The 20,812-nt window shown below is 47.3% G+C and carries 21 protein-coding genes; all 21 read left to right on the forward strand.

The window, feature by feature from the left end; translation table 11 throughout:
• Nucleotides 1–126 precede the first annotated feature (126 nt).
• The 21 genes from KI350_RS04990 to dapA all read left to right on the forward strand — a co-directional run bounded on the left by KI350_RS04990 (nt 127) and on the right by dapA (nt 20,766).
• Nucleotides 127–1,809: a cellulase family glycosylhydrolase gene (locus tag KI350_RS04990; RefSeq protein ID WP_065644156.1), complete on the forward strand. Its 1,683-nt coding sequence runs from the start codon at nt 127–129 to the stop codon at nt 1,807–1,809.
• A gap of 63 nt (nt 1,810–1,872) precedes the next feature.
• Nucleotides 1,873–3,060: a glycoside hydrolase 5 family protein gene (locus tag KI350_RS04995; RefSeq protein WP_065644157.1), complete on the forward strand. Its 1,188-nt coding sequence runs from the start codon at nt 1,873–1,875 to the stop codon at nt 3,058–3,060.
• Nucleotides 3,061–3,253: 193 nt separating this feature from the next.
• Entirely contained in the window at nt 3,254–3,727 is a 474-nt protein-coding gene (gene rimP / locus KI350_RS05000; RefSeq protein ID WP_023857195.1) for a ribosome maturation factor RimP, read from the forward strand.
• Between the two features lie 31 nt (nt 3,728–3,758).
• Nucleotides 3,759–4,877, forward strand: coding sequence for a transcription termination factor NusA (nusA, locus tag KI350_RS05005; RefSeq protein ID WP_003181864.1), 1,119 nt, complete (start codon nt 3,759–3,761; stop codon nt 4,875–4,877).
• A gap of 13 nt (nt 4,878–4,890) precedes the next feature.
• Nucleotides 4,891–5,166: an RNase P modulator RnpM gene (gene rnpM, locus KI350_RS05010; protein ID WP_029327011.1), complete on the forward strand. Its 276-nt coding sequence runs from the start codon at nt 4,891–4,893 to the stop codon at nt 5,164–5,166.
• Complete coding sequence (locus KI350_RS05015) at nt 5,167–5,469, forward strand: YlxQ family RNA-binding protein (RefSeq protein WP_020451431.1); 303 nt, start codon at nt 5,167–5,169, stop codon at nt 5,467–5,469.
• Between the two features lie 19 nt (nt 5,470–5,488).
• Nucleotides 5,489–7,645, forward strand: a complete 2,157-nt coding sequence (gene infB, locus KI350_RS05020) for a translation initiation factor IF-2 (RefSeq protein ID WP_065644158.1) — start codon at nt 5,489–5,491, stop codon at nt 7,643–7,645.
• Nucleotides 7,642–7,920, forward strand: a complete 279-nt coding sequence (locus KI350_RS05025) for a DUF503 domain-containing protein (protein ID WP_020451433.1) — start codon at nt 7,642–7,644, stop codon at nt 7,918–7,920. The genes infB and KI350_RS05025 overlap by 4 nt, the downstream gene beginning before the upstream one ends.
• A gap of 18 nt (nt 7,921–7,938) precedes the next feature.
• On the forward strand, nt 7,939–8,292 hold the full coding sequence (gene rbfA, locus KI350_RS05030; protein WP_003181873.1) for a 30S ribosome-binding factor RbfA: 354 nt from the start codon (nt 7,939–7,941) through the stop codon (nt 8,290–8,292).
• Nucleotides 8,293–8,363: 71 nt separating this feature from the next.
• A complete protein-coding gene (gene truB, locus KI350_RS05035; RefSeq protein WP_025811410.1) occupies nt 8,364–9,293 on the forward strand; it encodes a tRNA pseudouridine(55) synthase TruB in 930 nt (309 codons plus the stop codon).
• Nucleotides 9,294–9,308: 15 nt separating this feature from the next.
• Nucleotides 9,309–10,268, forward strand: coding sequence for a bifunctional riboflavin kinase/FAD synthetase (ribF, locus tag KI350_RS05040; protein ID WP_020451435.1), 960 nt, complete (start codon nt 9,309–9,311; stop codon nt 10,266–10,268).
• Between the two features lie 184 nt (nt 10,269–10,452).
• Nucleotides 10,453–10,722, forward strand: a complete 270-nt coding sequence (rpsO, locus tag KI350_RS05045; RefSeq protein WP_003181879.1) for a 30S ribosomal protein S15 — start codon at nt 10,453–10,455, stop codon at nt 10,720–10,722.
• 201 nt (nt 10,723–10,923) lie between these two features.
• Nucleotides 10,924–13,041: a polyribonucleotide nucleotidyltransferase gene (gene pnp, locus KI350_RS05050; protein ID WP_020451436.1), complete on the forward strand. Its 2,118-nt coding sequence runs from the start codon at nt 10,924–10,926 to the stop codon at nt 13,039–13,041.
• Nucleotides 13,042–13,187: 146 nt separating this feature from the next.
• On the forward strand, nt 13,188–14,150 hold the full coding sequence (locus tag KI350_RS05055) for a polysaccharide deacetylase family protein (RefSeq protein WP_026579722.1): 963 nt from the start codon (nt 13,188–13,190) through the stop codon (nt 14,148–14,150).
• A gap of 36 nt (nt 14,151–14,186) precedes the next feature.
• On the forward strand, nt 14,187–15,416 hold the full coding sequence (locus KI350_RS05060; protein ID WP_025811414.1) for a M16 family metallopeptidase: 1,230 nt from the start codon (nt 14,187–14,189) through the stop codon (nt 15,414–15,416).
• Between the two features lie 84 nt (nt 15,417–15,500).
• On the forward strand, nt 15,501–15,761 hold the full coding sequence (locus KI350_RS05065) for a YlmC/YmxH family sporulation protein (RefSeq protein ID WP_003181887.1): 261 nt from the start codon (nt 15,501–15,503) through the stop codon (nt 15,759–15,761).
• A 143-nt stretch (nt 15,762–15,904) separates the two neighbouring features.
• Complete coding sequence (gene dpaA / locus KI350_RS05070; protein WP_025811416.1) at nt 15,905–16,804, forward strand: dipicolinic acid synthetase subunit A; 900 nt, start codon at nt 15,905–15,907, stop codon at nt 16,802–16,804.
• Nucleotides 16,801–17,394 (forward strand): dipicolinate synthase subunit B, encoded by a 594-nt coding sequence (gene dpaB, locus KI350_RS05075; protein WP_025811418.1) that lies wholly within the window; start codon nt 16,801–16,803, stop codon nt 17,392–17,394. The genes dpaA and dpaB overlap by 4 nt, the downstream gene beginning before the upstream one ends.
• Before the next feature lie 126 nt (nt 17,395–17,520).
• Nucleotides 17,521–18,561: an aspartate-semialdehyde dehydrogenase gene (asd, locus tag KI350_RS05080; protein WP_025811420.1), complete on the forward strand. Its 1,041-nt coding sequence runs from the start codon at nt 17,521–17,523 to the stop codon at nt 18,559–18,561.
• A gap of 90 nt (nt 18,562–18,651) precedes the next feature.
• Entirely contained in the window at nt 18,652–19,866 is a 1,215-nt protein-coding gene (dapG, locus tag KI350_RS05085) for an aspartate kinase (RefSeq protein ID WP_020451442.1), read from the forward strand.
• Nucleotides 19,867–19,896: 30 nt separating this feature from the next.
• Nucleotides 19,897–20,766 (forward strand): 4-hydroxy-tetrahydrodipicolinate synthase, encoded by an 870-nt coding sequence (gene dapA, locus KI350_RS05090; protein WP_020451443.1) that lies wholly within the window; start codon nt 19,897–19,899, stop codon nt 20,764–20,766.
• Nucleotides 20,767–20,812: the final 46 nt, after the last annotated feature.

Raw genomic sequence — 20,812 nt, forward strand, 5'->3', positions numbered from 1 at the left:
AGTAAGAGAATGTCAGATTGATATGCGCTTGAACGTTTGGGAAAAGGCGGCGTTCAGCCGCCTTTTTAAAATTTAGGGATTTTAGCGAGTGTTTTGCACGATCATCTAAAAAAGGAGATCAAAAGTTTGAGAGAAAAATGGTTAGCCTTATGTTTAAAGTCGATTATTCTGTTCGTTTTGATCATGGGAACCGTTCTTTTATCCGCAGTTCCGAAAGCTTCGGGAACAAACGGGTCAGCAAAGCAAGGAAAGCAGAGCATCATCACCCCGGCAGACCTTTTGGAAAACATGAGCCCTGGATGGAACCTAGGCAACACACTGGATGCTGTTCCGACAGAAGGCTCTTGGAACAATCCGCCGGTTCGCGAGCATACTTTTGATGATATTCGCGACGCGGGGTTTAAAAGCGTCCGGATTCCGGTGACATGGGACTCTCACATCGGCAGCGCTCCCAGGTATCCGATCGACACCGCTTGGATGAACAGGGTGGAAGAAGTGACGGATTGGGCATTGGAAAGAGAATTTTATGTCGTGTTAAATATTCACCACGATTCTTGGCTATGGATCAGCCGCATGGGAAACAGCCAGCAGGAGACATTAGATAAGCTGGGGAAAGTCTGGAAGCAAATTGCCGAGCGTTTTAAAAACAAAAGTGAACGCCTCCTGTTTGAAATCGTCAATGAACCGACTGGAATGAACGCATATCAAATGAATCTGCTTAACCGCGAGATGCTGAACATCATTCGTTCGACCGGCGGCAACAACAGCCAGCGGTTCGTGATCGCCGGGGGGCTTGAAGATAACAAAGATGAATTGCTTCATTCATTTGAACCGCCGGATGATGACCGGATTGTCCTCACATATCACTACTATTCTCCGTGGGATTACGTATCAAACTGGTGGGGCCGGACGACTTGGGGATCGGCAGCGGAAATCTCCGAGATGGAGGAGGATATCAAACCGGTTTATGAAAAATTTGTAAGGGAAGGATACCCGGTTATCATCGGCGAATACGGTACTCTCGGCGCCAATGAAAATCATTCAAAGCGGCTCTATCATGATACGTTTGTCCGCCTTGCCCACAAATATCAAATGGTCCCGATGTGGTGGGACAACGGGAATGACCAGTTTGACCGGACTGAGAGACAGTGGCGCGATCCTGTTGTTAAAGAGATTGTCATTCAGGCGGGACGCGGCGTTCCCAATGCGATCATCAAACCGGCAGATCTTTTTATCAAAAAAGGTCAAAACCTCAGCGATCAGACGGTGGACATTCAGCTGAACGGCAATGTGCTGACTGGTATTTATCAGAAATCCGAACCATTAAAGGAAGGCAGTGATTATACAGTTGACAATGCCGGAAAAACGGTCTCTATTAAAGCATCCTGCTTGGCAAAGCTGATAAAAGGGTCTGAGCAGCCTGGGGTAAAAGCGAAGCTCACTTTTACGTTTTATAAAGGAGCCAGCCAGGTTATGGAAATCATCCTTTATGATGACCCGAAGCTTGAAAAAAGCGAATTCACCATCAGTCAATCGGCAATCAGCGGTGATCTCAAAATCCCGGCGTCACTGAACGGAACGAAGCTGGCTACGGTTAAAGGAGTCGTCGATTCTACAGGAAGGCCGGTTCTTGAAGAAGTATGGTCATGGACGCCCTACTTGAACTATGACGAGGATTTTTACGAAAAAGACGGGGATTTGTATTTGAGAGAGCGGGTTTTAAAGTATTTGAAAAGCGATTCCACCTTTACATTTGAACTGTGGCCGAAAGGCGTCGAGGCGGTCGTGAAGGTGAAAGTCACGCCTTGAACGGCCTGCTAATCTCTGAATGGCGCCGTCCATGGATCTTCTTTATGAAAGCAGGGAAAAATAATGATGACGAAAAAGGTTTTTTTGACACTGCTGATACCGTTTTTGCTTGCGCTTTCCGCCATTCAGTTTGGCAATTCCCGACCGGCACTAGCCGCGTCTCCTTTTGTTGAGACATCCGGAACATCGTTCACCTTAAATGGGAAAGACTTTTATTTTGCCGGGACGAATAACTATTATTTCCATTATAAATCTAAAAAAATGGTCGATGATGTGTTCGAAGATATGAAAGCGATGAATTTGAAAGTGATCCGCATTTGGGGATTTCTTGACGGCCAGCCGCAGGAAAATACCGTCATGCAGCCAAGGCCGGGGATATATGATGAATCAGGCTTTTCAAAGCTTGACTATGCCATTTATAAAGCGGGACAGTCAGGGATAAAACTTGTCATTCCTTTTGTGAACAACTGGGATGATTTCGGCGGAATGAATCAATATGTCAGGTGGTTTCAGGCGGATGGACATGACGCCTTTTACACTCATCCGGACATTAAAGAGGCGTATAAGAACTATGTATCCTATATGCTGAACCGAGTCAACACATATAATGGCGTCAAATATAAAGATGATCCCGCGATTATGGCGTGGGAGCTTGCCAATGAACCAAGGGTCCAGACTGACAGAAGCGGAAATACACTTGTCGAATGGGCGGATGAGATGAGCGGATTTATTAAATCCATTGATCGGCACCATCTTGTAGCAGTTGGAGATGAAGGATTTTATCATATAGAAGGGCACCCTGATTGGCATTACAACGGCGGAGAGGGTGTGGATTGGAAAAGGCTGACCGCTCTGAAGCATATTGATTACGGCACATATCACCTCTATCCGGATCATTGGGGCAAAACGGCCGAGTGGGGGAATCAGTGGATCACAGACCATATTTGCGATGGAAAAGAAATCGGCAAGCCGGTCGTTTTAGAAGAGTACGGCTATCAGGATAAGTCCAGAAGGGACGACGTCTACAGAACTTGGCTTGAACTCATAGAAAAGCAGGGCGGGGCGGGCAGCCAATTTTGGATTTTGACCGGTATTCAGGATGACGGGACCCTTTATCCGGATTATGACGGTTTCCGGATCGTTTATCCGAGCTCTGCCGCTTCTGTCATTTCAGAACATGCGAAGCGGATGAATGAAAAATCATCCGCTTCCGAAATGCGGCATACTAAACGCTGTCATGATTTGCAATAAAAATATGGTTATGGTATAGTTTTATTGGAAATGCTAACGATAGCCGAGGCGAAGAGTGGGGAAACCCGCTCTTTTGTATTGAACAGGCAATTTTGTCTCGACATGTTCATCGTTTTTTCTAAAATCCCCTGCTTTTGAAGCAGGGTTTTTACGAGGGAGCCGATGAATGGGAGCCTGCACAAGGAGGAAAAGTATGAGTAACAAAGTGATCGATACCGTCAGCGAAATGGTCCAGCCTATACTAGACAATCTTCAGCTTGAGCTCGTTGACATCGAATTTGTCAAGGAAGGTCCGAGCTGGTTTCTTCGCGTGTTTATTGATTCAGATGACGGCGTGGACATCGAGGAATGTGCCAAGGTTAGCGAAGCTCTTAGTGAAAAGCTCGACGAGGCTGATCCGATCAAGCAAAACTATTTTCTTGAAGTATCGTCACCTGGAGCTGAGAGGCCTTTAAAGAAAGAAGCCGATTTCATGAAAGCGCTCGGAAAAAACGTATATATTAAAACGTACGAACCTATTGAAGGCAATAAAGAGTTTGAAGGCGAGCTTTCCGCATTTGACGGTGAAAACGTGGAAGTCGCGGTGATGATCAAAACGCGCCGGAAAACGATCAATATTCCATATGATAAAGTAGCCAAAGCAAGGCTGGCTGTTTCGTTCAATTAATTTTTGACTGTTTAAGGGGGAAACCATAAACATGAGTAGTGAGTTGTTAGATGCCCTGACTGTTCTTGAAAAAGAAAAGGGAATCAGTAAGGACATTATTATTGAAGCAATTGAAGCTGCGCTCATTTCCGCTTATAAGCGGAACTTCAACCAGGCGCAGAACGTCAGGGTAGATTTAAATCGCGACACCGGTTCAATCCGCGTTTTCGCCCGCAAAGATGTCGTGGATGAAGTGTATGATCCGCGCCTTGAAATCTCGATTGAAGATGCCGTAAACATCAATCCGAACTACATTGTCGGGGATGTCGTGGAAATCGAAGTGACGCCGAAGGATTTCGGCCGCATCGCTGCCCAGACGGCAAAGCAGGTCGTGACTCAGCGCGTCCGCGAAGCAGAGCGCGGCGTCATCTATTCCGAATTCATCGATCGCGAAGAAGATATCATGACAGGCATCGTTCAGCGGATCGACAATAAGTTCATCTACGTTTCTTTAGGAAAAATCGAGGCGCTTCTGCCGGTTGCAGAACAGATGCCGAATGAAGTCTACAAGCCTCATGACCGGATCAAAGTGTTCATTACAAAAGTCGAAAAAACGACGAAGGGTCCGCAGATTTACGTTTCAAGAACTCATCCAGGTTTATTAAAACGGCTCTTTGAAATCGAAGTCCCGGAAATTTACGATGGAACGGTCGAGCTCAAATCCGTGGCGAGAGAAGCGGGAGACCGCTCGAAGATTTCCGTCCGTACGGATAATCCCGACATCGATCCCGTCGGCGCCTGCGTCGGACCGAAGGGTCAGCGCGTTCAGGCGATCGTCAATGAATTGAAAGGCGAGAAAATTGACATTGTTCACTGGTCAAACGATCCGGTTGAATTCGTCGCCAATGCGCTGAGCCCTTCAAAAGTGCTCGACGTCATCGTCAATGAAGAGGATAAGGCGACAACGGTTGTCGTTCCTGACTACCAGCTGTCGCTCGCCATCGGAAAAAGAGGTCAAAACGCCCGCCTGGCAGCCAAGCTGACAAGCTGGAAGATCGATATTAAAAGCGAAACAGATGCAAGAGAGCTTGGAATTTATCCAAGGGAGCTTGAAGAAGAGGAGCCGGAAGAGCTTTTCTTGGAAAGCGAAACTCCAGAATCGGATGAATAAGAGGTGACCTTTGGTGAAAAGCCGAAAGAAGATCCCGCTTAGAAAATGCGTCGTAACAGGGGAAATGAAGCCTAAAAAGGAGCTCATCCGCGTCGTCCGCTCGAAAGAAGGGGAAGTTTCCGTAGACCCGACCGGTAAGAAGAACGGCCGGGGAGCCTACCTTACACTTGATAAAGACGTCATTTTAACTGCAAAAAAGAAAAACAGCTTAGCAAATCAGCTTCAAGCACAGATTGATGATCAGATTTTTGATGAACTGCTGGAACTGGCGGAAAAGGAGAACAGATAAATGTCGGAATCAGAATGGTTTTCCTTGCTGGGTCTGGCGAATCGAGCTCGAAAGGTCGTGTCCGGAGAAGACCTGGTTGTGAAAGAAATCAGGCATTCGCGCGCAAAGCTTGTTTTGCTTGCAGACGACGCATCGGCTAACACGGAGAAAAAAGTAACCGACAAATGCAGGCACTACGATGTACCGGTGAAAAAAGTCGGAGATCGTATGCTTTTGGGCCGTTCAATCGGCAAAGAATCCCGTGTGGTTGTTGCTGTCACTGATCAAGGTTTTGCGAATACGTTGCTCCGAAAGCTCGATTAATTTTTTTGGGGGTGAACGAATGGCTAAAATGAGAGTTTATGAATATGCAAAAGCCATAAATGTTTCAAGTAAAGATATTATCGCGGCATTGAAAGATATGAATATCGAAGTCAATAACCATATGGCGATGATCGAGGAAAATGCGATTAAACAGCTTGATCAAAAATTCAAGAAGGGCGCTAAACCTGCGGGAAATAAAAAGGATGCCGGTACAGGCGGACAAAAACCGCAGCAAGAAGCCGCAAAACAGAATGCCGGAAGTAAGCCAAACAAAAATCGAGACGGAAAGAAGAATAACGTGCAGAATACTCAATTTAACAATAAAAACAAGAAGAAAAACAACAACAACAATAACAAAAAGAACAAGCGCGGTAAAAATCATCAATCTCCTCAGGAGAAACAGTTCAAGCCGAAAAAAGAACTGCCTGAAAAAATCGAATTTACCAACTCAATGTCGGTCGGGCAGCTTGCTGAAGAGCTCGGAAAAGAACCGTCAGAAATCATTAAAAAATTAATGCTTCTCGGCACTATGGCAACGATCAACCAAGATCTTGACAAAGATACCGTTGAGCTGATCGCTTCAGAATACGGCGTCGACGTCGAAGAAGTGATCGTCCTTGAAGAAACAGAGTTCGAAAAGTACGAAGAGCCGGATCAAGAAGAAGACCTTGAAATCCGTCCTCCTGTCGTAACGATCATGGGCCACGTCGACCACGGTAAAACAACGCTTCTCGACAGCATCAGAAAAACGAAGGTCGTCGAAGGCGAAGCCGGAGGCATCACACAGCACATTGGCGCTTATCAGATCGAGGAAAACGGCAAAAAAATCACCTTCCTTGACACTCCGGGCCACGCCGCATTCACAACGATGCGCGCACGCGGTGCGGAAGTTACGGATATTACGATTCTCGTCGTAGCTGCAGATGACGGGGTCATGCCGCAGACGGTCGAAGCGATCAACCATGCGAAAGCGGCTGAAGTGCCGATCATCGTCGCTGTCAACAAAATCGACAAACCGACGGCAAACCCTGACCGGGTGATGCAGGAGCTGACAGAGCACGGTCTTGTTCCTGAAGCATGGGGAGGCGAGACGATTTTCGTTCCTCTTTCAGCACTGTCAGGAGAGGGGATCGATGAGCTGATCGAAATGATCCTGCTCGTCAGCGAGGTCGAGGAGCTCAAAGCGAATCCGAACCGCAGAGCAAAAGGAACGGTCATCGAAGCCGAGCTTGATAAAGGAAAAGGTTCTGTCGCAACACTGCTCGTTCAAAACGGAACGCTTCACGTCGGAGATCCGATTGTCGTCGGGAACACATTTGGACGCGTTCGCGCGATGGTCAATGATGTCGGCAGACGCGTTAAATCGGCGGGGCCGTCAACACCTGTTGAAATCACCGGATTGAACGAAGTTCCGAACGCAGGGGATCAGTTCCTTGTGTTCAAAGACGAAAAAACAGCCCGTTCAGTCGGCGAAGCCCGCGCTACCAAACAGCTTGAAGAACAGCGCAGCGATAAAGCGAAGCTCAGCCTTGATGACTTGTTTGAACAGATTAAACAAGGCGATGTCAAAGACATTAATCTCGTTGTCAAAGCTGATGTTCAAGGCTCTGCTGAAGCTCTCGTTGCAGCACTGCAAAAAATAGAAGTCGAAGGCGTCAGAGTCAAAATCATCCACACAGGCGTAGGTGCGATTACCGAATCAGACATTATTTTAGCTTCTGCTTCAAATGCAATCGTGATCGGGTTTAATGTCAGACCTGACGGAAATGCTAAGAGTACCGCCGAAGCCGAAAATGTGGATATCCGCCTTCACCGCATCATTTATAAAGTCATCGATGAGATCGAAGCAGCCATGAAAGGCATGCTTGATCCTGAGTATGAAGAAAAAGTGATCGGCATGGTTGAAGTCCGTCAAACATTCAAAGTCTCTAAAATCGGAACGATTGCCGGAGGCTATGTAACGGAAGGTACGATCACACGTGACAGCGGAATCCGCTTAATCCGCGACGGCGTCGTCATCTATGAAGGGGAAGTCGATGTGCTGAAACGCTTTAAAGATGATGTGAAAGAAGTTTCACAAGGATATGAATGTGGTATCACCATTAAGAAATACAACGACATTCGCGAAGGCGATATGATCGAAGCGTATGTCATGCAAGAAATTGAAAGAAAGTGATCGGTTTCGTTGAATGCGAATGCATCATTTACGATGCATCATCACTCAAGGAAAAACGGGCGGTGCTGAAGCGGGTGATCACAAGAATCCGCGCAAAGTTCAACGTTTCTGTTTCAGAAATTGACTACCAGGACACTTGGCAGCGCACAAGCTTTGGTATCGCCGCCGTTTCTTCCTCTCGCGTGCAAACGGAAAAAGAGCTGCAACGGGTTTTAAGCTTTATCGACTCTTTTCCGGAAATTGAACGGACGATCACGAGAACAGAGTGGTTTTAACGTAGAGGTGGTATGGTCATGACGATGAGAGCTACCCGTGTGGGTGAGCAGATGAAAAAAGAACTTGGTGACATTATCGGCAGAAAGCTGAAAGATCCGCGGATCGGATTTTTAACAGTCACTGATGTCAGGGTCTCAGGTGATTTGCAAATTGCTAAAGTGTATATTTCCGTTTTAGGCGATGAAAAGAAACGGGAAGAAACGCTCAAGGGCCTGGCAAAAGCAAAGGGCTTTATTCGTTCCGAACTTGGAAACCGAATCAGGCTTCGCAAAACACCTGAAATCCATTTTGAGTTCGATGAATCGATCGATTACGGAAACCGTATCGAAACATTGATTCACGAGCTGAACGCAAACAAAGAAGAATCATAAGCTGAAAAAGGATAGGCGGGCGACTGCCTGTCCTTTTTAGCTCCAAATGAGAAAGGGGCGAAGAAACACGAATGTATAACGGAGTCCTTCTGTTACATAAACCGGTCGGCATGACTTCGCACGACTGCGTCATGAAGATCCGCAAACTGTTGAAAACAAAAAAGGTCGGCCATACCGGCACATTGGATCCCGAGGTGTCGGGCGTTCTCCCGATCTGCGTCGGGAGAGCAACCAAAGTCGTCGAGTATTTGACGGAAAAGTCCAAAACATATGATGCAGAGGTCACGCTTGGCTGTTCCACGGAGACAGAAGACCAGACGGGGCAAGTCACGGAAAAGAAGCCCGTTTTAGCGCCGCCTGATGAACAGGCCGTGCAGAGCGTCCTGAGATCTCTTGAAGGAACGATTGAGCAAGTCCCGCCGATGTATTCCGCTGTCAAGGTAGGCGGCAAAAAGCTGTATGAATACGCGCGGGCCGGTATCGAGGTTGAACGGCCGAAGCGGGCCATCACCATCCATCATATCGAACTGACATCCGAGATTCGCCATGAGCAGGATAAAGCCCGCTTTCGGTTTGTTGTGACATGTTCAAAAGGCACATATGTCAGGACCTTGGCGGTAACCATCGGGGAGAAGCTCGGATATCCCGCGCATATGTCCAACCTGGTCAGGACCGCATCAGGCCCTTTTACCCTTGATGAATGCTTGACCTTTGAAGACGTCGAAGGCTTGATTGCTGGTGGAACATTGTCCGAAAAGCTCGTCCCCATCGAACGTGCGCTTGATCATTTGCCGAAATGGATAATTAGTGATACATTAGCTAAGAAAGTGGAAAATGGAGCGGTGCTTGAAACGCCCGGCAGCTTTTCTCATTTGACGAGCGAAGACCGCATTGCGGTCTTTACGGAAGCAGGCCGGTGCACAGCCGTCTATTATCCGCATCCGACCAAAACCGGCCTGTTGAAGCCGGCAAAAGTACTCGTGCAAAAAAGCGAACAATAGAAAAGGTGACCGTTCTTGAAGACGATACATATTTCCCACCCACACGACTTGAAGCGTGAGGATTTTCCGACATCTGTTATGGCATTAGGCTATTTTGACGGTGTTCACCTGGGACATCAGCAAGTGATTCTTACAGCAAAAAACACCGCGGCAAGAGAAGGGGTCAAAACGGCCGTGATGACCTTTCATCCCCACCCTTCTGCCGTGCTCAAAAAAGGCCGGGAGCCAAAAGATTTAATCACGCCTTTGCAGGACAAAATCAGCATCATTGAAGATTTAGGGGTCGATTTTTTATACGTTGTCACATTTACCCCTGAATTCGCTTCTCTATCGCCTGAAGAATTTATCGATCAATATATACTCGGCTTTCACGTTACTCATGTTGTAGCCGGATTTGACTTTACCTTCGGGAAATTCGGCAAAGGCACAATGGAAAACTTCCAGGAGTATGCGAAAGGCCGTGTCAAAAGCACGTCTGTCGCAAAATACTCCAATCAGGACCAAAAGGTGAGCTCCACGAGAATCCGCACCGTCCTGGGAGCCGGAGACGTCGAGTACGCCGCTGAACTGCTCGGCAGGCCGTACCATGTGAAAGGCTTTGTGATCCACGGCGATAAAAGGGGCCGAACGATCGGATTTCCGACCGCTAATATCGGCCTTAAAGACACATACATCGTCCCGCCGACAGGTGTGTATGCCGTTAAAGCCGAAATCGGCGGCGCTGTCTACAACGGCGTCTGCAATGTCGGATACAAGCCGACGTTTTACGAAAAACGGCCGGGGCAGCCTTCAATCGAAGTCAACTTATTCGATTTTGATCGTGACATATACGGGTCCGAAATTAAGGTTGAATGGTATAAGCGGCTGAGGAGCGAAAAAAAATTCGGCAGCGTTGACGAGCTTGTCGAACAGATTTCTAGAGACAAAGAAGAAGCGATCCGCTTCTTCAGAGAGCGGAAGCCGGCCGAAATCTAGATGTATGGAAACGGCAATACGCGTCAACAATGGTGATAATAGCTAAACTTCATCATAAATGGTTGCATTAGGCCCGCATTTCTAGTATCATATTGTCTGTAGCTTTAAAACCGTTCACTTGGCAAATCGAATCACCGGCGTTTGCTAGGTAATCGGGGCTAATATTATATGGAGGTGAAACAGGATGGCAATTACTCAAGAGCGTAAAACACAACTCATCAATGAGTTCAAAACCCACGAATCTGACACGGGATCACCGGAAGTTCAGATCGCTATCCTAACAGATCAAATCAACAACTTGAACGAGCATTTACGCACTCACAAGAAAGACCATCACTCACGTCGCGGTCTTCTTAAAATGGTAGGTAAACGTCGTAATCTTCTTACGTATCTTCGTAACAAAGACGTAACTCGTTACCGTGAGTTGATCAACAAACTAGGATTACGTCGATAATCGTAAAAAGCGGGAGGATTCCCGCTTTTTTATCGTATAAGAACGAATATCCGGCAACTCTAAAACGCGTTGTTCATATAAATGATTTTAAATGACACCGATTCATTCTTTACATAGCACTTTGCCATTGATATGTTCAATTCATTTCGTTCATAATAGGAGTAACGTAAAAACTATCCGAAGAGAGGAGTTCATATAAGAATGGGACAAGAGAAACATGTCTTTTCCATAGATTGGGCCGGCCGCAAGCTGACGGTAGAAACCGGCCAGCTTGCAAAACAAGCAAACGGAGCTGTCATGGTGCGTTATGGAGACACCGCTGTGCTCAGCACCGCAACGGCTTCAAAAGAACCTAAAACCGTAGATTTCTTCCCGTTAACCGTGAATTATGAAGAAAGACTTTATGCCGTCGGAAAGATTCCGGGCGGGTTTATTAAAAGAGAGGGCAGACCGAGCGAAAAAGCGATTCTCGCCAGCCGGTTAATCGACCGGCCGATTCGTCCGCTGTTCGCAGACGGCTTCCGGAATGAAGTTCAAGTCGTCAGCATCGTCATGAGTGTTGACCAGGATTGTTCGTCGGAAATGGCGGCAATGTTCGGATCGTCTCTTGCGCTGTCCGTATCGGACATCCCGTTTGAAGGGCCGATTGCCGGAGTGACGGTAGGCCGGGTTGACAACGAATTCATTATTAATCCGACACTTGAACAGCTTGAAAAAAGCGACATTCACCTCGTCGTAGCGGGAACGAAAGATGCGATCAACATGGTTGAAGCAGGAGCAGACGAAGTTCCGGAAGAGATCATGCTTGAAGCGATCATGTTCGGTCACGAGGAGATCAAGCGGCTTATTGCGTTCCAGGAGGAAATCGTCGCCGCTGTCGGGAAAGAAAAATCAGAAATCACCCTGTATGAGATCGATTCCGATCTGAAAGAAAAAGTGCGGGGAATGGCCGAATCGAACCTCTTAAAAGCGATCCAGGTTCATGAAAAGCACGCGCGCGAGGACGCGATCAGCGAAGTGAAAAACGAGGTTTTGGCCAAGTTTGAAGAAGAGGAACACGATGAAGACACGCTGAAACAAGTGAAAGACATTTTGTCGCAGCTTGTTAAAAATGAAGTGCGCCGTCTGATCACGGAGGAAAAAGTTCGTCCTGACGGCCGGGCAGTCGATGAGATCCGCCCGCTTTCTTCAGAAGTCGGACTCCTTCCGAGAACACACGGTTCAGGCCTTTTCACACGGGGGCAGACGCAGGCGCTCAGCATTTGTACGCTCGGTGCGCTTGGCGATGTACAAATTTTGGACGGTCTCGGTGTCGAGGAATCAAAACGCTTTATGCACCATTACAACTTCCCGCAGTTCAGCGTCGGGGAAACAGGGCCGATGCGCGGACCAGGACGCCGCGAAATCGGGCACGGAGCCCTCGGGGAACGTGCGCTTGAGCCGATTGTTCCGTCTGAAAAAGACTTCCCGTACACCATCCGCCTCGTCTCTGAAGTGCTTGAATCAAACGGTTCAACTTCCCAGGCGAGCATTTGTGCAAGCACGCTTGCTATGATGGATGCAGGGGTGCCGATTAAAGCTCCGGTGGCCGGAATCGCAATGGGTCTTGTTAAATCAGGTGACAACTACACGGTCCTAACCGATATTCAAGGTATGGAAGACCATCTCGGAGATATGGACTTTAAAGTAGCGGGAACGTCCAAAGGCGTCACAGCTCTGCAAATGGATATTAAAATTGAAGGCCTATCAAGAGAGATTTTGGAAGAGGCTCTTCAGCAGGCGAAAAAAGGCAGAATGGAAATTCTTGAAAGCATGCTGAGCACATTGGCTGAATCAAGAAAAGAGCTTTCTCCTTATGCGCCGAAAATCTTGACGATGTCGATCAATCCGGATAAAATCCGCGACGTCATCGGACCAAGCGGAAAACAAATCAATAAGATCATTGAAGATACAGGTGTTAAAATCGATATTGAACAAGACGGCACAATCTTCATCTCTTCCACCGATGAAAGCATGAACCAAAAAGCGAAGAAAATTATCGAAGACCTTGTCAGAGAAGTTGAGGTCGGACAGCTTTACTTAGGTAAAGTAAAGCGGATTGAAAAATTCGGAGCTTTCGTTGAACTGTTCAGCGGAAAAGACGGTTTGGTCCATATTTCAGAGCTTGCGCTCGAACGGGTAGGAAAAGTCGAAGATGTCGTCAAAATCGGCGACGAGCTCCTTGTTAAGGTTACCGAAATCGATAAACAAGGACGCGTCAACTTATCAAGAAAAGCTGTACTGCGTGAACAGAAGGAAAAAGAAGAACAAAAATCGTAAAAAACGGTGTTTTATCTTGCTTCTGTCTTCGTCTTCAAAGCAAAAGGAAGCCTGGGTAACCCGGCTTCTTTGTTTTAAGCCGTGAAAACGGTCCGGTTCTATCTTGTCCTTTTCTCACATATTTTGTGGGGAAGGGAGGAATACAATTGAAAAGAACGATTGTTCGTGTTTCCGTTTTTTTCTTTCTTTTGCTGATGTCCTATCAGATGATGAACCGTCCGTATTCACAACATTACATAGATGCGATGAAAAAAGATGCGGTCACGGTTGCCGCTCAGAAGGACGAATTGTACCAGGAGCTTTTGCAAAAAGCGCCTGAATATGAAGTAAAGGCCCAAAATGCGAAAATTGATCAAATATGGAAAGCGATTCCCGGCTACAACGGCTTAAAAGTAAACATCGAAAAATCGTACAAAAAAATGAAACGGGCCGGAGCATTTGATGAGAAGCTGCTCGTTTATGATCAAGTGAAACCTGATGTTCATTTAGAATCCTTAAAGCCTGAGCCGATCTACCGCGGACACCCGGATAAACCGATGGTATCGTTTATTATCAATGTCGCCTGGGGTAATGAATATTTGCAGGAGATGCTTCCCGTTTTAGAAAAGCATCGTGTCAAAGCCACCTTTTTTTTGGAGGGCAGATGGGTGAAACATCACTCCGAGCTCGCAAAAGCCATCCAAAACGGCGGACATGAAATCGGAAACCATTCATACAATCATCCGGATATGAGCAAACTGACGAGAGAACGTATTTCAGAACAGCTGCGGATGACAAATGAACAAATAGAGGAAACGCTCGGCGTCAAGCCGAAATGGTTCGCCCCGCCGAGCGGCAGCTTCCGCAAAGAGGTTGTGGATCAGGCTCACAAGATGGGGATGGGAACGATCATGTGGACAGTTGATACGATCGATTGGCAGAAACCGCAGCCGGCCGTCTTACAGCAACGGGTATTAAGCAAAGTACATAACGGCGCCATGATATTAATGCATCCGACAGATCCAACTGCAAAAAGTCTTGCCGTTTTGATACAGAACCTTCATGAAAAAGGCTATCAAATCGGAACTGTTTCACAGCTGATGAATGAAAAAAGGCTTGTTGAAGAATAGGATGTGCGGCCCGTTCTTTGAATAGGAGGAACAAATTTGATTAAACGGTATACTTGTCAAAATGGGGTAAGAATCGTATTCGAAAACAATCCCACTGTCCGGTCTGTGGCCATCGGAGTTTGGATTGGAACCGGATCAAGACATGAAACACCTGAAATTAACGGTATTTCGCACTTTCTTGAGCACATGTTTTTCAAAGGGACTAAAACGCGCACTGCAAGGGACATCGCAGAGTCTTTCGACAGAATCGGCGGACAGGTCAACGCGTTTACCTCAAAGGAATATACGTGCTATTACGCCAAAGTTCTCGATGAGCATGCAAGCTATGCTCTGGAAGTGCTTTCTGACATGTTCTTTCATTCATCATTTGACGAGGAAGAATTGAAAAAAGAAAAAAACGTCGTCTATGAAGAGATTAAAATGTATGAGGACACGCCTGACGACATCGTCCACGATCTCTTGAGCAAAGCGTCATTCGGCAGCCATTCCCTCGGTTATCCGATCCTCGGCACAGAGGAGACGCTTGCTGAATTTGACGGAGATTCGCTCAGAAAATATATGGACGAATATTACACGCCTGACCGCGTCGTCATTTCGATAGCCGGAAATGTGCCGGAAGCTTTTATAAAAGAAGCTGAAAAGCACTTTGGCTCATATGAAGCCAAAGGCAAAAGAACCGGCATGACAAAACCGGATTTTCATCATGAGAAAATGACGCGCAAAAAAGAAACCGAACAGGCTCACCTCTGTCTCGGCTTTAACGGGCTGGAAGCAGGTCACCCGGAAATCTACGATTTGATCGTTCTCAATAATATTTTGGGAGGGAGCATGAGCAGCCGCCTCTTTCAGGATGTCCGGGAAGATAAAGGTCTTGCATATTCCGTGTTCAGCTACCACACTTCCTATGAAGACAGCGGCATGATGACGATCTACGCCGGAACCGGCGCAAATCAGCTTCAGCTTCTGTCAGAAACGATTCATGAAACACTGCGTGTGCTGAAAAGCGACGGAATTACACCGAAAGAGCTTGAAAACAGCAAAGAGCAAATGAAAGGCAGCCTGATGCTCAGTCTCGAAAGCACAAACAGCAAAATGAGCCGCAACGGCAAAAATGAGCTTTTGCTCGGCAAACACCGGACGCTTGATGAAATCATCGAAAAGTTGAATGCCGTCAGCCTTGAGCGTGTGAACAATCTTGCCAACCGGATTTTCACCGATGATTACTCGTCTGCATTGATCAGCCCGTCGGGTGAGCTGCCGAAATAATACCTCGTTAAAACATGCTTGTCTTTTTAGGCAGGCATGTTTTTTGTTATCGGTTCATACATCATAACAAAAGGGGGTTTTTTCATGAGGCTGAGTGAGCTTTCGGGAAAAGAAATCGTCGATGTTAAGCGGGCTGAACGGCTTGGGGTACTGGGGCAGACGGATCTTGAGATCAATGAGCAGGACGGACAGATTACCGCTCTTATTATCCCTTCTGTAAAATGGTTCGGACTTGGCAGAAAACAGGGGAATGACATCAAGGTGCCCTGGTCGCAAATTCAAAAAATCGGATCGGATATGATCATTTTGGATGTGCCGGAAAGCAGCGTGACAAAAGAAGAATAAGCAAGCCTAGAACACCCGCCCGTCCCTTGGGGCGGGCTTTTTGTTTTTCTGGATTTCAATTCACCGCTATTTCCTTTTTGTCATATGATGAAATTAGCTTATGAATTAGATCCTTGTCAAAAAAGAAGGTGAATGTTAGAGCCATGTTAACCGGATTAACGATTGCAATCATCGGCGGCGATGCAAGGCAGCTCGAGATCATCCGCAAGCTGACGGAACAGGATGCAAAGGTCTTTTTAATCGGTTTTGACCAGCTTGATCACGGGTTTACCGGAGCTACAAAACTAAAGCTGAACGAACTCGACTTTGGCACAATAGACAGCATTATTCTGCCTGTATCAGGCACATCGATGGAAGGAACGGTTGCGACTGTTTTTTCCAATGAAAAAGTGGTGTTAAAACAGGAACATTTAGAAAAAACTCCGCCTCACTGTGCGATTTATTCAGGGATTTCAAACCAGTATTTAGACGGCATGGCCAAAGGGGCAAACCGCCGTCTTGTCAAGCTCTTTGAAAGAGACGATATTGCGATTTACAACTCGATACCTACAGTCGAAGGTGCCATTATGATGGCCATACAGCATACAGACTTTACGATTCACGGCTCGAATGTGATGGTTCTCGGGCTCGGGCGGACGGGAATGAGCATCAGCCGGACGTTCTCGGCGCTCGGAGCACGCGTAAAAGTCGGAGCGCGCGACTCCGCCCACCTCGCCAGAATCTTGGAGATGGGCCTCACTCCTTTCCACACTAACGAACTTGCAGAGCATGTTGAAAATATCGACATTTGCATCAATACCATTCCAAGCCTGATTCTCGATAAACACGTCCTCTCACGAATGACACCCAGAACATTAATTCTCGATTTAGCAACCCGTCCCGGAGGCACCGATTTTGATTTTGCTGAAAAGCAAGGCATTAAAGCGCTGCTTGCTCCGGGACTCCCCGGGATCGTCGCGCCTAAAACGGCGGGACAGATTATTGCCAATGTTTTGTGCAACCTTTTGTCTGAATTAACAACCGACCGAAAGGGGCTGTCATAATGTCGATCAAAGGAAAAAGAATCGGATTTGGTCTGACGGGTTCACATTGCACGTATGATGCTGTATTTCCGCAAATCGAAGCGCTGATCAACAATGGAGCTGAAGTGAGACCGGTCGTCACACATACTGTCAAGTCGACGGACACACGCTTTGGAGAAGGAGAAGAATGGGTCAGGAGAATAGAGGAACTGACTGGATTTAAAGTCATTGATTCCATTCCGAAAGCGGAGCCTCTCGGACCGAAAACTCCGCTGGACTGCATGGTTGTTGCGCCACTGACGGGAAATTCGATGAGCAAGCTCGCAAACGCCCAGACGGACAGTCCGGTTCTCATGGCGGCCAAGGCGACGATGAGAAACTCCCGTCCCGTTGTCCTCGGCATTTCAACGAATGATGCGCTCGGCTTGAACGGCGTCAACTTGATGAGGCTGATGGCGGCAAAAAACGTTTACTTCATTCCGTTTGGCCAGGATGATCCTTATAAAAAGCCGAATTCGCTCGTCGCCAAAATGGATCTTTTAGTGCCGGCGGTCGAAGAAGCGCTCTCCCATAAACAAATGCAGCCTATCCTGGTCCACAGTGATCAATAAATCTTTTGAAAATAAAGTTGTAACAAAAAATATCAATCACCACGGCACACATCTATGTTAAAATAAAATGTAAAATGCATAGTCAACCAATCGTTTACGACGATTAAGGTGGAAGGAGTTTTACAATTGGGCAGAGGATTACATGTAGCAGTAGTTGGTGCGACAGGCGCTGTAGGACAGCAAATGTTAAAAACACTAGAAGACAGGAATTTTGAACTGGATAAACTGACTTTATTATCCTCAAAACGTTCAGCAGGTACGAAGCAGACTTTCAAAGGCGAAGAGTACACTGTAGAAGAAGCTCGTCCAGAGAGCTTTGAAGGCGTCAACATCGCGCTTTTCAGCGCTGGGGGAAGCGTTTCGCAGGCGCTTGCTCACGAGGCTGTCAAACGCGGGGCGATCGTTATTGATAATACGAGCGCGTTCCGAATGGACCAAAACACTCCGCTCGTCGTACCTGAGGTCAATGAGGCAGATTTGCACAAGCACAACGGCATTATTGCAAATCCGAACTGTTCAACAATCCAGATGGTTGTTGCGCTCGAACCGATCCGCAAGGCTTTCGGTTTAAACAAAATCATCGTGTCGACTTATCAGGCGGTGTCGGGAGCCGGAAACGAAGCGGTAAAAGAGCTCTACGGGCAAACCGAAGCCATTTTGAACGACAAACCGTTCGAGCCTGAGATCATGCCGGTGAAGAGTGATGAAAAACACTACCAAATCGCATTTAACGCTATTCCTCAAATCGATAAATTTCAGGAAAACGGCTTTACGTTTGAGGAAATGAAAATGATAAATGAAACGAAAAAAATCATGCACATGCCTGAGCTTCAAGTTTCAGCCACATGTGTCAGACTGCCGGTTGCAACAGGGCATTCAGAATCCGTCTACATCGAAACAGACCGTGATGATGTGACAGCAGAAGATATTAAAAATCTGTTAAAAGAAGCTCCAGGCGTCGTTCTGCAGGATGATCCGGCTGAACAGGTCTATCCGATGCCTGCAGATGCAGTAGGTAAAAGAGACGTGTTTGTCGGCCGGGTGAGAAAAGACCTTGACCGCCCGAACGGCTTCCATCTGTGGATCGTTTCCGACAACCTGCTGAAAGGCGCAGCATGGAATTCCGTACAAATCGCAGAAAGCCTAAAAGCTTTAAATTTAGTTTAAGATTTCTAACGGGATGTGAGAAGAGAGTGAGGCAAAAATGAAAGCCTGCTCTCTTCTGTTACGTCCGAAATCAACTTGGAGTGAAATAAAGTGAAAATCATCGTTCAAAAATTCGGCGGAACGTCTGTAAAAGATGACCGCGGCAGAAAGCTTGCCTTAAGCCATATTCAGGAAGCGGTCAATGAAGGATACAAAGCGGTTGTCGTCGTATCGGCCATGGGCCGGAAAGGCGATCCGTATGCGACTGATTCATTGCTTGATCTGCTTTACGGCGGACAGGATACGATTACCGAGCGCGAGCAGGATATGCTTTTATCATGCGGAGAAACGATTTCCTCTGTTGTGTTCGCCAGCATGCTTTTGGAAAACGGGATTAAAGCAGCTGCTTTAACCGGTGCGCAAGCGGGCTTTTTAACGGACAACAACCATACGAATGCAAAGATTCTCGAAATGAAGCCGGAGCGGCTTGTCAGCATGCTGGCCGACCATGATGCGGTTGTCGTCGCAGGCTTCCAAGGCGCGACTGCAAAAGGGGACATTACAACGATCGGCCGCGGCGGAAGCGATACATCGGCCGCTGCGCTCGGCGCGGCGCTGGACGCGGAATTTATCGATATTTATACAGATGTCGAAGGCGTCATGACCGCTGATCCGCGCATCGTTGAAAAAGCGAAGCCGCTGCCTGTGATTACCTATACGGAAATCTGTAATTTAGCCTATCAGGGGGCCAAGGTGATCCACCCGAGAGCCGTTGAAATCGCAATGCAGGCGAAAGTGCCGATCCGCGTGCGTTCAACCTATTCAAACGAGACGGGCACGCTCGTCACAAGCCATCACAACTCAAAAGCCGGAAGCGACGTTTTTGAGCGGCTTATCACTGGCATCGCCCATGTGAAAGACGTGACACAGTTTAAAGTCCCGGCAAAAGAAGGACAATATAACGTACAGACTGAAGTGTTTAAAGCGATGGCGAATGCCGGCATCAGCGTCGATTTCTTCAATATTACACCAAGTGAAATTGTCTACACGGTGGCTGGAAACATGACCGACCGCGCCTCTGGCATCCTGAAAGAATTGGGCTATGAACCGGCCGTGACAAGAAATTGCGCGAAAGTGTCAGCAGTTGGCGCGGGAATTATGGGCGTTCCGGGCGTTACCTCAAAAATCGTTACCGCTTTATCAGAAAAAGGCATTCCGATCTTGCAGTCTGCTGACAGCCATACGACGATATGGGTGCTCGTGCACGAGAAAAATATGGCGACGGCCGTGAATGCGTTGCATGAAGTGTTTGAACTGTCAAAATAAATATGATTGAATCATGATGAGGTGAAAAAAATGAATTTCGGAAATATCGCAACCGCAATGGTTACGCCCTTTGACAAAAATGAAAATATCGATTTTCAAAAACTGTCAAAGCTGATCGATTATTTAATAAACAATGGGACGGATTCCCTGGTGGTTGCCGGAACAACCGGAGAATCGCCGACGCTTTCCGAAGAAGAAAAGGTAGCGCTCATTCAATATTCCGTCAAGGAAGCGGCAGGCCGCGTCCCGATCATCGCCGGCACGGGAAGCAACAACACGAAAGCGTCGATCAAGCTGACGAAAAAAGCTGAAGAAGCCGGCGCTGACGCCGTCATGCTCGTCACTCCGTACTACAACAAGCCTTCTCAGGAAGGCATGTACCGCCATTTCAGAGCGATTGCGGAGGAAACGTCACTGCCTGTCATGCTTTATAATGTACCGGGAAGAACGGCTGCTTCGCTCGCACCGGAAACGACGATCCGCCTTGCGGAGATCCCGAATATCATTGCGATTAAAGAAGCGAGCGGCGACTTAGATGCGATTACAAAAATCGTAGCTGAAACCCCTGAGGACTTTGCCGTTTATTCAGGAGATGACAGCCTGACACTGCCGGCCTTGTCCGTAGGAGCGAGAGGAATCGTTTCCGTTGCATCACATATCATCGGACCGGAAATGCAGGAAATGATCAAACATTATACAGAGGGGAACACGGCTCAGGCTGCTTTGATCCACCAAAAGCTGCTTCCGCTGATGAAAGGGCTTTTTGCCGCACCGAATCCGTCTCCATTAAAGACGGCTCTTCAGCTGAAGGGTCTTGATGTCGGGTCCGTCCGGCTCCCTTTGATTCCGCTAAATGAAGATGAACGACTCCGTTTAAGCAGCCTGATGAACGGCCTGTAAAAAACAATACGGACGAAAACGGTCATTCTCTTTTGGAGGGGATGAC

The organism is Bacillus sp. J41TS8 (assembly GCF_018333035.1).
Lineage (GTDB): Bacteria > Bacillota > Bacilli > Bacillales > Bacillaceae > Bacillus > Bacillus paralicheniformis.